The organism is Mesorhizobium sp. M1C.F.Ca.ET.210.01.1.1 (assembly GCF_004791585.1).
Taxonomy (GTDB): domain Bacteria; phylum Pseudomonadota; class Alphaproteobacteria; order Rhizobiales; family Rhizobiaceae; genus Mesorhizobium.
The window spans coordinates 20,908-34,336 of sequence record NZ_SRUU01000006.1; the positions used below are offsets into that span (position 1 = coordinate 20,908).

At 64.7% G+C, this 13,429-nt stretch carries 12 protein-coding genes; 4 read left to right on the forward strand and 8 right to left on the reverse strand.

Annotated elements, in window-relative coordinates; translation table 11 throughout:
• Positions 1–119: 119 nt before the first annotated feature.
• The gene (pncA, locus tag EN853_RS08500) at positions 120–734 is read left to right on the forward strand and encodes a bifunctional nicotinamidase/pyrazinamidase (RefSeq protein WP_127859524.1); all 615 of its coding nucleotides are present in this window, start codon (positions 120–122) and stop codon (positions 732–734) included.
• Between the two features lie 133 nt (positions 735–867).
• Positions 868–2,193, forward strand: a complete 1,326-nt coding sequence (locus tag EN853_RS08505) for a sodium:proton antiporter (protein WP_127859559.1) — start codon at positions 868–870, stop codon at positions 2,191–2,193.
• Between the two features lie 123 nt (positions 2,194–2,316).
• On the opposite strand, the gene EN853_RS08510 is transcribed toward EN853_RS08505, so the two are convergent.
• The 8 genes from EN853_RS08510 to gcvA all read right to left on the reverse strand — a co-directional run bounded on the left by EN853_RS08510 (position 2,317) and on the right by gcvA (position 11,154).
• Entirely contained in the window at positions 2,317–3,045 is a 729-nt protein-coding gene (locus EN853_RS08510; RefSeq protein ID WP_127859523.1) for an ABC transporter ATP-binding protein, read from the reverse strand.
• The gene (locus tag EN853_RS08515; RefSeq protein ID WP_127859522.1) at positions 3,038–3,766 is read right to left on the reverse strand and encodes an ABC transporter ATP-binding protein; all 729 of its coding nucleotides are present in this window, start codon (positions 3,764–3,766) and stop codon (positions 3,038–3,040) included. Before EN853_RS08515 ends, EN853_RS08510 begins: the two co-directional genes overlap by 8 nt.
• Positions 3,763–4,725 (reverse strand): branched-chain amino acid ABC transporter permease, encoded by a 963-nt coding sequence (locus tag EN853_RS08520; protein WP_127859521.1) that lies wholly within the window; start codon positions 4,723–4,725, stop codon positions 3,763–3,765. The genes EN853_RS08515 and EN853_RS08520 overlap by 4 nt, the downstream gene beginning before the upstream one ends.
• Positions 4,722–5,603, reverse strand: a complete 882-nt coding sequence (locus tag EN853_RS08525; protein WP_127859520.1) for a branched-chain amino acid ABC transporter permease — start codon at positions 5,601–5,603, stop codon at positions 4,722–4,724. Before EN853_RS08525 ends, EN853_RS08520 begins: the two co-directional genes overlap by 4 nt.
• 83 nt (positions 5,604–5,686) lie before the next feature.
• Positions 5,687–6,991, reverse strand: a complete 1,305-nt coding sequence (locus EN853_RS08530) for an ABC transporter substrate-binding protein (RefSeq protein WP_127859519.1) — start codon at positions 6,989–6,991, stop codon at positions 5,687–5,689.
• A 136-nt stretch (positions 6,992–7,127) separates the two neighbouring features.
• Entirely contained in the window at positions 7,128–8,567 is a 1,440-nt protein-coding gene (locus EN853_RS08535) for a hypothetical protein (protein ID WP_127859518.1), read from the reverse strand.
• 195 nt (positions 8,568–8,762) lie between these two features.
• Complete coding sequence (gene pncB, locus EN853_RS08545; RefSeq protein WP_127859516.1) at positions 8,763–10,067, reverse strand: nicotinate phosphoribosyltransferase; 1,305 nt, start codon at positions 10,065–10,067, stop codon at positions 8,763–8,765.
• A gap of 112 nt (positions 10,068–10,179) precedes the next feature.
• Positions 10,180–11,154 (reverse strand): transcriptional regulator GcvA, encoded by a 975-nt coding sequence (gene gcvA / locus EN853_RS08550; protein WP_127859515.1) that lies wholly within the window; start codon positions 11,152–11,154, stop codon positions 10,180–10,182.
• Between the two features lie 217 nt (positions 11,155–11,371).
• On the opposite strand from gcvA, the gene speB reads away from it, so the two are divergent.
• Together speB and EN853_RS08560 are read left to right on the forward strand one after the other, a co-directional pair.
• The gene (speB, locus tag EN853_RS08555) at positions 11,372–12,427 is read left to right on the forward strand and encodes an agmatinase (protein ID WP_127859514.1); all 1,056 of its coding nucleotides are present in this window, start codon (positions 11,372–11,374) and stop codon (positions 12,425–12,427) included.
• 156 nt (positions 12,428–12,583) lie between these two features.
• Positions 12,584–13,384, forward strand: coding sequence for a transporter substrate-binding domain-containing protein (locus EN853_RS08560; RefSeq protein WP_127859513.1), 801 nt, complete (start codon positions 12,584–12,586; stop codon positions 13,382–13,384).
• Positions 13,385–13,429: the final 45 nt, after the last annotated feature.

A 13,429-nucleotide genomic window follows, 5' to 3' on the forward strand; every position in this document is an offset into this window, starting at 1 on the left:
TTGGGCGTCCAAGGGGACGCGCGGCACTGTAGAGGTTGACGCCGCCGGCCATCTGGTCAAGGTTCTGCCTCCGGTCGCGTCAGCGGCATCAGATTGGAGCCGCAACGAAAGGGAGCCCCATGGCCGAGGAAGCGCTCATCGTCATCGACCTGCAGAACGATTTTTGCCCCGGCGGCGCGCTGCCGGTGGCCGGCGGCGACGAGATTGTGCCGCTGGTCAACGACCTGATCCGGCACACCGATCATGTGATCCTGACTCAGGACTGGCACCCGGCCGGCCATTCGAGCTTTGCCTCCAGTCATCCGGGCAGGCAGGCATTCGAGACGATCGAGATGCCCTATGGGCCGCAGACTCTGTGGCCAGACCATTGCATCCAGGGCAGCCTGGGCTCGGATTTCCATTCCGGGCTTGCCTGGACCAAGGCGGAGCTGGTGATCCGCAAAGGCTTCCGCACGGCCATCGACAGCTATTCGGCCTTTTTCGAAAACGACCACACGACGCCGACCGGGCTTGCCGGCTATCTGAAGGAACGCGGTATCGACAGCGTGACGCTGGTCGGTCTCGCCACCGATTTCTGCGTCGCCTTCTCCGCGCTCGACGCGGTCAAGCAAGGCTTCAAGACCACGGTGCGGCTCGACGCCTGCCGCGGCATCGATCTCAACGGCTCAGTCGACACGATGCTGAAACGCATGCGGGAAGCCGGCGTGACGCTCGAAGACCATTTGTCGGACTGACCCGCCTGTGAGGCATCGAGGGGGCTTCTCAGCATCGAAAAAAGGTGGGGCTGCGGGCCTGGCTGCCGCAGCCTTGGTCGCCTTTGCAGAACCGGCTTTTGCCGCCGAAACACATGAGCTGCCGGGCGCGGCGATGTCGCTGTGGTGGGCGTTGCCCTTTGCCGGCCTGCTGTTGTCGATCGCGACCGGACCGCTGCTCTTCCATCATGTCTGGGAGCATCACTACGGCAAGATCGCCGCCGCCTGGGCGGCGCTGGTTGTGCTGCCACTGGCAATCGCCTTCGGCATCCCGACCGCAGGCGAGGCGGTGCTGCACACACTGCTCACCGAATACATGTCCTTCATCATCCTGTTGTTCGCGCTCTACACGATCTCTGGCGGCATCCTGCTTGCCGGCAATATCCACGGCACGCCGCTGGTCAATGCCGGGCTGCTGCTTGTCGGCGCGCTGCTTGCCTCGATCATCGGCACGACCGGCGCCTCGATGATCCTGATCCGGCCGATGCTGCGCGCCAACGACAACCGGCCGTTCAACGCCCATGTGGTGATCTTCTTCATCTTCCTGGTATCCAACATCGGCGGCTCGCTGACGCCGCTCGGCGACCCGCCACTGTTCGTCGGCTTCCTGCGCGGCGTCGACTTCTTCTGGACGACGGTGCACATACTGCCCGACACGCTGTTCGTCGGCGGCCTGGTGCTGGCGATCTTCCTCGCACTCGACATCGTCCTGCACCGCCGCGAAGCCGGAATGCCGAAGATCAAGGACCCGACCCCGGACACCAAGGTGCGGCTGCGCGGGCTGGCTAACCTGCCGCTGCTTGCCGGCGTCATCGGCGCGATCCTGCTGTCGGCCAGCTGGAAGCCGGGCGTCAGCTTCTCCATCTTCGGCGCCAGCCTCGAGCTCCAGAACCTGGTGCGCGACGCCATCATCCTGGCGCTGGCCTGGCTGTCGCTTCGCGTCTCGTACAAGAGCCACAGGCAAGCGAATGGCTTCACCTGGGGGCCGATCGCCGAGGTCGCGAAGTTGTTTGCCGGCATCTTCATCTGCATCGTGCCGGTCATCGCCATCCTGAGGGCGGGTCACGACGGCGCGCTGGCGCCGCTGGTGTCGCTCGTCACCTCCGCCGACGGCCAGCCCAACGACCTCGCCTATTTCTGGCTGACTGGCGCGCTGTCGTCCTTCCTCGACAATGCGCCGACCTATCTGGTGTTCTTCGAGCTTGCCGGCGGCGACGCGAAGCACCTGATGACCGAGGCTGCCTCGACCCTCGCTGCGATCTCGGCGGGCGCGGTGTTCATGGGCGCCAACACCTATATCGGCAACGCGCCGAACTTCATGGTGTTTGCCATCGCCAGGCATCGCGGCTTCAAGATGCCGGGCTTCTTCGGCTACATGGCGTGGTCAGGCCTCGTGCTGATCCCGACCTTTTTGATCGCGGGTTTTCTGTTCTTCGGGTGAGTTGGCGCGGAGCTTTACCTCCCCCTTGTGGGGAGGTCGGACCGAAGGTCCGGGTGGGGGTCGGCGCCGTACCCCCGCCCCGCTGCTTCGCAGCGACCCTCCCCACAAGGGGGAGGGTGAGCCTCAACCGACGCCGACATAGCGTCGCACCGCCGATGGATCAGACCGCAAGGCCTCGACATCGACCGTCTCGCGGTTGCGGCCGTTCTCGATGAAGCAAACGCGGTCGGCGACCGACAGCACGGCGTCGACGCGTTGTTCGACCAGTATCGTCGAGACGTCGAGATCGCGCAGCTTCGCCACCGTCTCGAGGATTTTCGCGATCATCGACGGCATCAGTCCTTCGGTCGGCTCGTCGAGCAACAGCACCTGCGGCTCCAGGCAGAGCGCGCGGGCCATGGCCAGCATCTGCTGCTCGCCGCCGGAGAGCGTGCCGGAGCGCTGTTTCAGCCGCTCGCGCAGCAGCGGGAAAAGGTCGAGCACGCTCTCGCGGGTGGCCTTGCCCTTGCCGCGCGCCATCAGGCCGATCTCGATGTTTTCCGCCACCGTCATCTCGGCAAACAGCCGCCGGCCCTGCGGCACATAGGCGACGCCGGCCTTCGGCACGTCATGCGCGGCGAGCCCGGTCAGCTCAGCGCCGTCCAGCCTGATCGAGCCGGCCGCGGCCGGCACCAGCCCCATGATCGCCTTCAGCGTCGTCGTCTTGCCGGCGCCGTTGCGGCCGAACAGGCACAGCACCTCGCCCTTGTTCAGCACGAGGTCGAGACGGTAGAGCACCTGGACCTCGCCATAGAAGCAGTCCAGCCCGGAGATGGTGAGCAGCCCTCGATCGACCATATGGGGATCAGCCATGGGTCGCTCCGAGATAAGCGTCCTGCACCTCGGCATTGGCGCGGATCTGCTCCGGCGTGCCTTCGGCGAGGATCTTTCCCGAATTGAAGACGGTGATGCGGTCGGCAAGCTGCATGACCACCGGCATGTTGTGCTCGATGAGAAGCACGGTGGCGTCCTTGGCAATCTCGCGCACCAGCGTGATGAAATTGTCGATCTCGCTGTCGGCAAGGCCTTGCGTCGGCTCGTCGAGGATCAAAAGACGCGGCTTCAGCGCCAAGCCCATCGCCACCTCGAGCAGGCGCTGATGGCCGTAGGACAAATGCCCGGCCAGCGTGCCGGCGCGATCGGCAAGGCCGGTGCGTTCGAGTGCCGCCATGACGCCGCTCCTCACTTGGCCCTTCGAGCGTCCGTCCGTCAGCGTTCGCTGCACCGGCAGGGCGACATTGTCGAAAGCCGTGAGGTTGGCGAAGATGCTGGTGATCTGGAAGGTATAGGCGACGCCAAGGCGGACCCTTCGGTAGGCCGGCATCGTCGTGATGTCGGCGCCGTCGAAGACGATCATGCCGGAGGACGGCCGGATGCGGCCGCTGAGCAGGCTGACAAAGGTGGTCTTGCCGGCGCCGTTGGGACCGATGATGGCGCGGATCTCGCCCGGCATAAGCGCGAAGTCGACGCCGTCGACGGCGCGCAGGCCGCCGAAATGCCGCGACAGGCCCTTGGTGGTGAGCAGCGGCATCACGGCAGCCACCCCAGCCAGCGTTGACGGATCGAGCCCAGAATGCCCTTCGGGGCAAACAGCACAAGCAGGATCAGCGCTACGCCGACGATCAAAAGATAGGCGGAGGTGAAGCCGCTGGTAATGTCGGTGACATAGTACATGAACAGCGTGCCAACGAGCGGCCCGAGCGTCGTCGCGGCGCCGCCGAGCAGCACCCAGAGCAGCGGCAGGATCGAATATTGCACCGAAGCGAAGCTCGAGCCGATGTAACCGAAGAGCAGCGCATAGGCCGCGCCCGAGGCCGCGCAGATGGCGCCCGAGGTAACGACCGCTGCGAGCTTGTTGGCGACCGTGTCGTAGCCCAGCATCTTGGTGCGCTCCTCATTCTCGCGAATGGCGACCAGCACGCGGCCGAAACGGGAGCGGACGACGGCAAGCGTGACAAGCAGCACGACCGAGAACAGCGCCAGCGCGCTCATGTAGCGCACAGCTGGGTTGGTCAGGTCGAGCGAGGCGCCGCCGATCGAGATCACCCGCGACGCCTGCTGGATGACCAGGCCCTGATCGCCGCCGGTCCAGGCGGCGAAATAGAGGATGAGCAGATAGAAGACCTGGGCGAACATCATGGTGACGATCATGAACGCCACACCCGAGGTGCGCAGCGCAAGCAGGCCGATGACCAAGGCGAGCAGCGCGCCGCAGGCAACTCCTGCGACGAAGGCTTCCGGCACGCCCCAGCCGAGATGGTAGACCGTCAGCCCGGCGCCATAGAGGCCGGCGGAGAAGAACATGGCGTGGCCGAGGCTGAGCAGGCCGACATAGCCGAAGAGCAGATTGTAGCCCGTGGCGAAGACGGCCAACGCCATGATGCGGGCGAAGAGGCCCTGATGGTAGTCGGGCAGGATGAAGTTCAGCACGAACAGAAGCGCAATGACGCCGACGTGCAGCGCGTAGGTCTTTGCCGGCGAAGCATCCCTCATCGCTGCGCGGACCCGAACAGGCCTTGCGGCCGGAACACCAGAACCATGGCGACGACCAGCGTGGCGATGATCTTGGCCAAAGTCGGCGAGAAGAACACCGAAATGATGCCGTCGGAGAGGCCGATCAGGACGGCGGCGACCACGGTGCCGCGCAGCGAGCCGAGGCCGCCGATGATGACGACGATGAAGGACAACAGCAGCGGGTCCTGCCCCATCAGGTAGTGCGCCTGGCTGATCGGCACGATCAGCACGGCGGCGATCGCCGCCAGCATGGCGCCGATGGCGAAGACGCCGGCATAGACGCGCTCGACCGGAATGCCGAAGGCCTGCGCGGTCTCGCGGTCGTACTGGGTGGCGCGCATGATCATTCCGATCTTGGTGCGTGTCAGCACCAGCCAAGTCAGCACCAGCAGCAGAGCCGAGGCGGCGACGACCGACAGCTTGTAGCCGGAATAGCCGAACCACGGCAAAAGGATGCGGTAGCTGAAGGGCGGCTCGACCGGGCGCGCCTCCGGGCCGTAGAAGGTCAGCGCCAGCTGCTGGATGATGTAGAGCATGCCGATGGTGGCGACGATGGTGCTTTCGGGATTGTAGCTCAGCCGGCGCAGCACCAGCCATTCAGCAAGAAACGCGACCAGCCCGACCAGCAAGGGCGCGATCACCAGCGCCGCGACGAAGCCGATCGCGGGATGGCCGGAGATCGCCGTCGAGACCGCCCAGGCAAGCACCGCGCCAAGCATGAAGAACTCGCCATGGGCGACATTGACGATGCGCATGACGCCGAAGACCAGCGACAGGCCGAGCGCCGTCAGCGCCAGCACGGCGGAAGTGACGAGACCTTCGAGGGCGGCGAGGAGGAGGTGGGGTCCGAAATGCATTGACTACACGCAGGCCGGTGCCAAGCGCACCCCCCGGACAGAGGGGGGTGGCCGGGCGCTCACGCTCGCTGGAGCAACCACACTCACAGCGCCTGCGTCGTATAATCCCCTTCCGGCTCGTAGAGGCCGTCCTCGATCTTGGTCTTGTGGACGACCTTGAGCTTGCCGCCCTCGACCTTGGAGATGTTCTGGATGCCGAAGCACTGATGGATCTTGCCGTTGAAGCTCTTTGGACCCTGCGGATGCTCCGGGCCTTCGGCGAATTCCTTCAGCGCCTCGGTCGCCTCGACCAGCTTGGCCCGGTCTTCCGGCCCTTTGTAGCCGGCGTCCTCCATCGCCTTCTTGACGACGTAGAGCGTTTCCCAGCAGCCGAACATGTGCGAGGCGGTGGAAATGTCCTTGGGATCGCCGACGGCGGCGCCGTTGTCGTCGATGCCGACGGCGGCGCGATAGGCCTTCTGGGCGGCGGAGTCATCGGCCTGCGCGTAGCGCGGCGAGCCTTCCCAGAAATGGCTGCCGTCGAGGAATTCAAGGCCGGGGCTGTTGATGTCGACGGCCTCGAGCGAATCCATGAAGCCGAAGAGCTGCGGCCTCTGCGAGCCGTAGAACTCGCCGAGCTCCTTGACGAAGGTGAGCACGGCCGGGCCGACCATGACGTGGTAGATCACCTCCGTCTCTGCCGGGATCTGCGGGAAGTATTTGGTGAAGGAACTCTCCGTCGGCGGGATGGCGATCTGGGCGATCACATCGGCGCCTTGCGCCTTGAGCGCCGGCGGCAGGTAGTCGCGATGGTCGTAGCCGAAGGCGAAGTCGGGGAAGATCTGCGTCACCTTCTTGCCGGCGTTCGCCGCGATCCACGGCGCCATCGACTGGATCTGGCTCTTCACATCGGTGATGCCGGGCTGGAAGACGTAGCGGTTGAGCTTGGTCGAGGCGACGTGATGGCCTTCACTGACGACGAAATAGGGGATCTTGTTCTCGCCGGCGGCAGGCGCTGACCCGATCACGACATGCGAGAACAGCGTGCCGAAGACGATGTCGGTCTTGTGCTGGGTTGCGAACTTGCCGACCACCTCGGCGCCGCGCGCGGGATCGGTGCCGTCATCCTCGATGACCAGCTCGACCTTGCGGCCGTTGATGCCGCCGGCGTCGTTGATCGCCTTGACGGCGGCGGCGCTTGTCTTGTCGTACCATCGACCGTAAGCGGCGCCGATGCCGGTGCGGTGCAACTGGAAGCCGATCTTGATCGGTGCCGAGCTCTGCGCCTGGCTGTAGCGAACGAAGCCCGGCGCGAGCGCAAGGCCGGCGCCGGCCGCCAGGCCTTTCAGCGCCGTGCGGCGGGAAAGCGTGGTCTTGGAGAGGTCGAAAAATCCGTTCTTGTCAGCCATGTCGGTTCCCCTGTTTTTTCAGTTTTGACCAGCGATAAGGCGGCTCGATCCTCCTTGGCCAGAGGACGAGAAAATTGCATGTATACAAACTAAATCACCAAAGCCTTGGCCTGGCAAGCGAGCTTCCAAAAGACACTCATCCGGCGGTCGGCGTGGCGAGCAGCCACAGGCCGAAGATCGTATAGGCGATCATCAGAAGCGTCAGCGGGAGCTGGCTGAGTGCGGCGCGGGACGGTTGCGGGTGAAGACGCCAGGCGAGGCCATGGGCGACGAGGACCGCGAGCACATGGCCGGCGATGATGACGCCGGCCTGCAGGTTCCACAGCCACCAGGCCGACTGGGCGCCGGCGACGACGCCCGCCTCGACCATCCTGTCGGCGGTCCCGAACAGGTTCCAGCCGAGCGCGAAGGGATCCGACAGGGCGGCCAGCGCGTATTGGCCGCCGACGAGCAGCGCGGTCAGGTAATGCGCAACGTGATAGGCGAGCGCGATCGGCACGATCGACCACACCAGCAGGCCGGCGGCTTTTTCGAACGGCTGCGCATCGCCGGCAAGGCGCTGGCCGAGAAAGACGGCCAGCGCGAACACCGCCGCGAGCAGACCGAAGGTGAGGACGAGGCCGAAACTGCCGATGCCGACCAGCGCGGTGCGGCCCGGAAATTCCAGCGGATTGACGCCAAACAGACCGAGCCAGAAGAAGGTTTTCGACAGACCGTCGAAGGATACCGAAGAAAGCGCCACAAGAAGGAAGGCCACGCCGCTTGGCGGCAGCGGCTCGGCCGCGAGCAGCTTGGCGCCCGGCCAGCACAGGCTGAGCCGGCGATCGCGATGCTCGAAGAGCGCGAAGCGGGCGACCATCGAGAAGAAGACGGTCAGGAATTCGCCGCGCCGGCTCCAGTCGCCATAGCCGAAGGCGAGCATGGCGACAAAGCTGAACAACCAGTAGAAGCCGGCGGCGAGGGCCAGTCGGGACGGATCGTCGGGTGCGGGATCGATCAGCTCGAACCAGGCAAAGGCGAAGAACAGGGCGAAGGCCGGCCAGAAGCCGAGCCATGCGGGTAGACTCGACGGCTGGGCTTCGCCTGCGCGTTTGCCGGCAAGCCGGCATACAACGCGCCACGGCCCATACCATGGATTGAGCCAGGACCAGAGATCACCGAAGACGCCCTGCAGCAGTGTGAAGCCGGCCCAGAGCAGCGTCCAGATCACCAGCGGCAGCGGGTTGGAGAGAGGGTCGCGGCTGCCGACGAGGCCGGCGAAGATCAAGAGCGCAAAGCCGGCAAAGGAAAGCAGGCTGACGATGGTGCGTGGCGCGTCGCCGAAGGTGGCCAGGGAGAAGCGCCGACGCCAGAAATTGTCGAGCGCCGCCGGCGGCAGCAGCGCCAGGACGAGGAAGCTGACCGCCACGGCGAAAGCGCCGCCGGCAATGTAGTAGCCGGTGGGCAGAAGCAGAACGTGGCCGCGGTCGGACGCATGGGCGAAGGCGGGAGTGGGGAGGAGGGCTAATGCAAAAGATGCGAAAGCCAGCTTGGAAAGGCAGCGCTCTACGGCGCCCCCCTCTGTCCTGCCGGACATCTCCCCCACAAGGGGGGAGATTGAGCTCTCATCTCCGCTTTCGCCAATTTCCAACGTTGCAAGAAAAGCGCCGGCGACGAAACCGCCAATCTCCCCCCTTGTGGGGGAGATGTCCGGCAGGACAGAGGGGGGCGCGAAGGAACTCAAGCTATCCAAACTTCGACCCCCTTAAGGGCGATGCCGAAGTACCAGCACTCACACCTTGACCAGCTGCCTCACCCGATCCTTCTCGCCAAAGATCCTCAGATACCGTTTGATCTCCTTCTCATCCCCCGTCGCCTTGGCGGGGTTGTCCGACAGCTTCACCGCCGGGCGGCCATTGGCTTCGCTGACCTTGCAGACAAGCGAGATGGCGTCGAGGCTCCTGGTCTCGGTCGGCGCGCAGCCTTCGAAATCATTGGTGAGGTTGGTGCCCCAGCCGAAGGACATGCGCACCTTGCCGCGGAAATGCCTGTAGGTTTCCTCGATGGTCTCGACCTCGAGCCCGTCGGAGAAGATGAGCAGCTTCTGCTTCGGGTCCTTCCCTTTCTCGCGCCACCAGGACAGGATTTTCTCGCCGCCTTCGATCGGCGGCGCGCTGTCGGGGCGAAAGCCGGTCCAGTCGGCGATCCAGTCCGGCGCATCGCGCAGGAACGCAGCCGTGCCGAAGGTGTCGGGCAGCACGATCAAGAGATTGCCGCCATAATAGCGCTGCCAGTCCTGCAGCACCTTGTAGGGCGCTTCTCTCATTTCCTTTTCGGAATTGGCGAGTGCGGCAAACACCATCGGCAATTCATGCGCGTTGGTGCCGAGCGCCTCGAGGTCGTTGTCCATGGCCAAGAGCACATTGGACGTGCCGGTGAAGGCGTCGCCGATACCTTCCTTCAGCGCCTCGACGCACCAGCGCTGCCAAAGGAAGGAATGGCGGCGGCGGGTGCCGAAATCGGAGATGCGGATGCCGGGCAGCGCCTTAAGCCGCTCGGTCTTGTCCCACATCTTGGCCTTGGCGCGGGCATAGAGCACATCGAGCGCGAACGGTCCGAAGGAGCGCAGGGCGGCGCGCGAGCGCAATTCGTTGATGATGGCTAACGCCGGGATCTCCCAGAGCGTCGTGTACATCCAGGGACCGCTGAAGGAGAGCTCGAACTGGCCGTCGCGCCTGGAAAGCTCGTAGGCCGGCAGCTGGAAATCCTCCAACCAGGCAAGGAATTCCGGCTCGAAGATCTGCTTGCGGCCATAGAAGGTGTTGCCGCCTAGCCAGATCATCTCCTTCTTGGAAAAGCGCAAGGTGCGCGCATGGTCGAGCTGCTCGCGCAGTTCCCCTTCGTCGATCTCGTCGGCCAGGCGCACCGACGTCGTGCGGTTGATCAGCGAGAAGGTGGCGTCGACCTTGGGATACATGCCCCAGATCATCTGCAGCATCAAAAGCTTGTAGAAATCGGTGTCGAGCAGGCTGCGGACGATCGGGTCGAGCTTCCAGGTATGGTTGTAAACGCGCCGCGCAATATCGGTCTTTGCCATGTCCTGCCTTCACTGCTCAGGCTTCGCCAGAGAGCCTCTTAGCATTGAATTTCCGAAAGTTCTGCCCGCTTTGGCGGCTGGCCCGACAAAAACAGGTATGCAAGTCCAGCCGTCAGGACGCCGTCCTGGCGCCGATCACCCTCAGCGCCGGGCGCTTCCTACGGCTGGGCACGCGGCCGGCCACCGGGGCGTCGGCGCGGCCCTCGTCCTGCTCCTTCTCGGCAAACAGCCAGTCGATGAAGAGCTGGACGATCGGCGCCGAGCGCATCTCGTTGCGGCACACCACATAGAAATCATCGACCGCCGGCACCGACAAGGTGAAGGGCGCGACGAGCATGCCCCTGGCAAGCAGGGCGCGCGCGGTGACGGAATCGCCGAGCGCCACGCCGTGACCGTGGACGGCGGCTTCCGTCGCCATGCGCGCGTCGCCCAGATGATGGCGGCGGCCGCGCTCCAGATCGAGCGCGTCGGCGGCGGCCAGCCAGGTGTGCCACTCGCGGCCGTCGTCGCCATGGAGGAAGACGTGATCGGCCAGATCGCGGACGCTGCGGATCGGACGGTTGTTGGTCAATGTCGGACTGACCACGGGAAAGAGCTCCAGCCCGGACCATTTGCGTATCCAGCAGTCGCTCCAGCTGCCGTCGCCATAATGCACGCAGACGTCGATATGCGGGGCGCGGATGTCCCTGGCGTCGTTTGACGGGATCAGCGTGAGCTGGATGTCGGGATATTGCGCGGTGAAGGAGCCGAGCCGCGGCGTCATCCACAGAAGCAGCAGCGCCGGCACGCAGGACACCGAAAGCGCGCCGGCGCTCGCCGGCCTGGTCATGCGCTGAGTGGCGGCCGCGATTCCATCGAAGGCGGCCGAAACGGCGGGCAGGAACTCGGCGCCATGCGGCGTCAGCTTCACGCGCTGACCGGTACGCTCGAAAAGCTTTACGCCGAGCGATTGCTCGAGCGCCTTGATCTGGTGGCTGACGGCGCCGTGAGTGACGTTGAGCTCACCGGCAGCCTTGGTCAGCGAAGCATGCCGCGCCGTCGCCTCGAAAGCGCGAAGCGGGTTCAATGGCGGCAGGCGCTTGGCCACGGACAGCTCCCTGGTTTGTGAGATTTTCTCACAAGAGAGACCCTAACAATATCAATTGATTTTTCAAAGCGGCTGCCCGACACTTTTGTCCGGAACAGCTCCAAGAGACGCGAAAACCCGCAGGGCGCCAGCCTGGCAACGATCCAGCCGGACGAACGGCCGGCTTGGCACAGTCCACGCGGGCAGCGCTGCAAGCAGTCACAGAGGAGGACCGGACATGGGGTACGATCGCGGCAAGCTCGAAGCGTTGCGCCGCAAATATGGCGAGAGCCATGGCGGCGAGATGTTCGACCCGAAATTCCGCAAGGTCGCCGACAAGATCTTCAGCAAGTCGGGCACGCGGCTGGCGCCCTATTCCGGCATCCCGACCTTCCTTGCCGCTCCCTACCGGCAAGTCGCCGCCGAAAATCCGGATTTCGGCGACCTGCAGGTGGCGATGATCGGCGTGCCGATGGACCTCGGCGTCACCAATCGTCCCGGCGCGCGCTTTGGGCCCAGGGCACTGCGGGCCATCGAGCGCATCGGCCCCTACAACCATGTGCTGGAATGCGCGCCGACGCATGAGCTGCGCGTCGCCGACATCGGCGACACGCCGTTCCGCAGCCGCTACCGGCTGGAGATCAGCCATGAGGACATCGAAAGGCGCACCAACCAGATCGTCGATGCCGGCGTGCTGCCGCTTTCCGTCGGCGGCGACCACTCGATAAGCCATCCGATCCTGAAGGCGGTCGGCAGACAAGCGCCGGTCGGCATGATCCATATCGATGCCCATTGCGACACCAGCGGCCTGTTCGACATGACCAAGTTCCACCACGGCGGACCGTTCCGCAACGCGGTGCTGGACGGCGTGCTCGATCCCACCCGCACCATCCAGATCGGCATTCGCGGGTCGGCCGAATATCTGTGGGAGTTCACCTACGAATCCGGCATGACCGTCGTCCATGCCGAGGAGGTGACCGGCCTCGGCATCCCCGCCATCATCGAGAAGGCGCGCAAGATCGTCGGTGATGGGCCGACCTACATTTCCTTCGACGTCGACAGCATCGATCCCGCCTTCGCGCCGGGCACCGGCACGCCGGAAGTCGGGGGGCTGACGACGCGCGAGGTGCTCGAACTGCTGCGCGGCCTGAAGGGCCTCAACATCGTCGGCGGCGACGTCGTCGAGGTGGCGCCGCAATATGACGCGACCACCAACACCGCCCATGTCGGAGCGCAGGTCCTGTTCGAGATCCTGAGCCTGATGGTGTTCAGCCCGGCGATCAAGAAGGGCTGACGTCTCTATATTTCACGCAATTCCGGACGGAAGCCATGACGAGGTCGCCAAGCCTAAACCGCGTCTCAGTTTTCCTGGAATTGCTCCGACCAATACGGCCGTCGCGCTGGAGCCGGCGGCCGGTTCGAACAACAAGCTTCCAGCAGGGGAATGACAATGACACTTCGCAACGCACTGAAATCCGCCATCGCGGCAGCTATGATGCTCGGCGCCGCCGGCCTGGCCACGCAGGCCAAGGCTGACGCCGTCGACGACATCACCAAGGCCGGCGCCATCAATGTCGGCATCTTCTCGGACTTCCCGCCCTTCTCCTCGGCCAGCGCCGACATGAGCATCAAGGGCTATGACATCGACGTGGCGCAGGCGATCGCCGATGCCTTGAAGGTGAAGCTCAACCTGGTCAGCGTCACCGGCCAGAACCGCATTCCTTATCTCACCGACAAGCGCGTCGATATCCTGATGAGCGTCGGCTACTCCAAGGAGCGCGAGCAGGTGATCGACTTCGCCGCAGCCTACGCGCCTTACTACATCGCCGTCATCGGCCCGAAAGCGACGGCGGTCAAAGGCAAGGAAGACCTCGCCGACAAGTCGATCGCCGTCAATCGCGGCACGCTGGAGGATACCTCGCTGACCGAAGCGGCGCCGTCTTCGGCCGACATCCGCCGCTTCGACAACTACAATTCCGTCATCCAGGCCTTCATCTCCGGCCAGACGCAGCTGATGGTCGTCGGCAACGACGTCGGCGCGCAGGTGCTGGCCAAGCAGGACGCGCTGCAGCCCGAGCAGAAATTCCAGCTGCTCACCTCGCCCTCGCATATCGGCCTCAACAAGAACGAGGACCGGCTGAAGAAGGCGGTGAACGACGCGGTCGCCAAGATGCTGGCCGACGGCAAGCTGGACGAGAGCTCGAAGGCGTGGCTCAAGACGCCGCTCAACCCCGACAATCTCAAGGATTGATCTCCCGGGCGGTTCAGCTCACCATGAAGCGCTGAACCGCTCCAT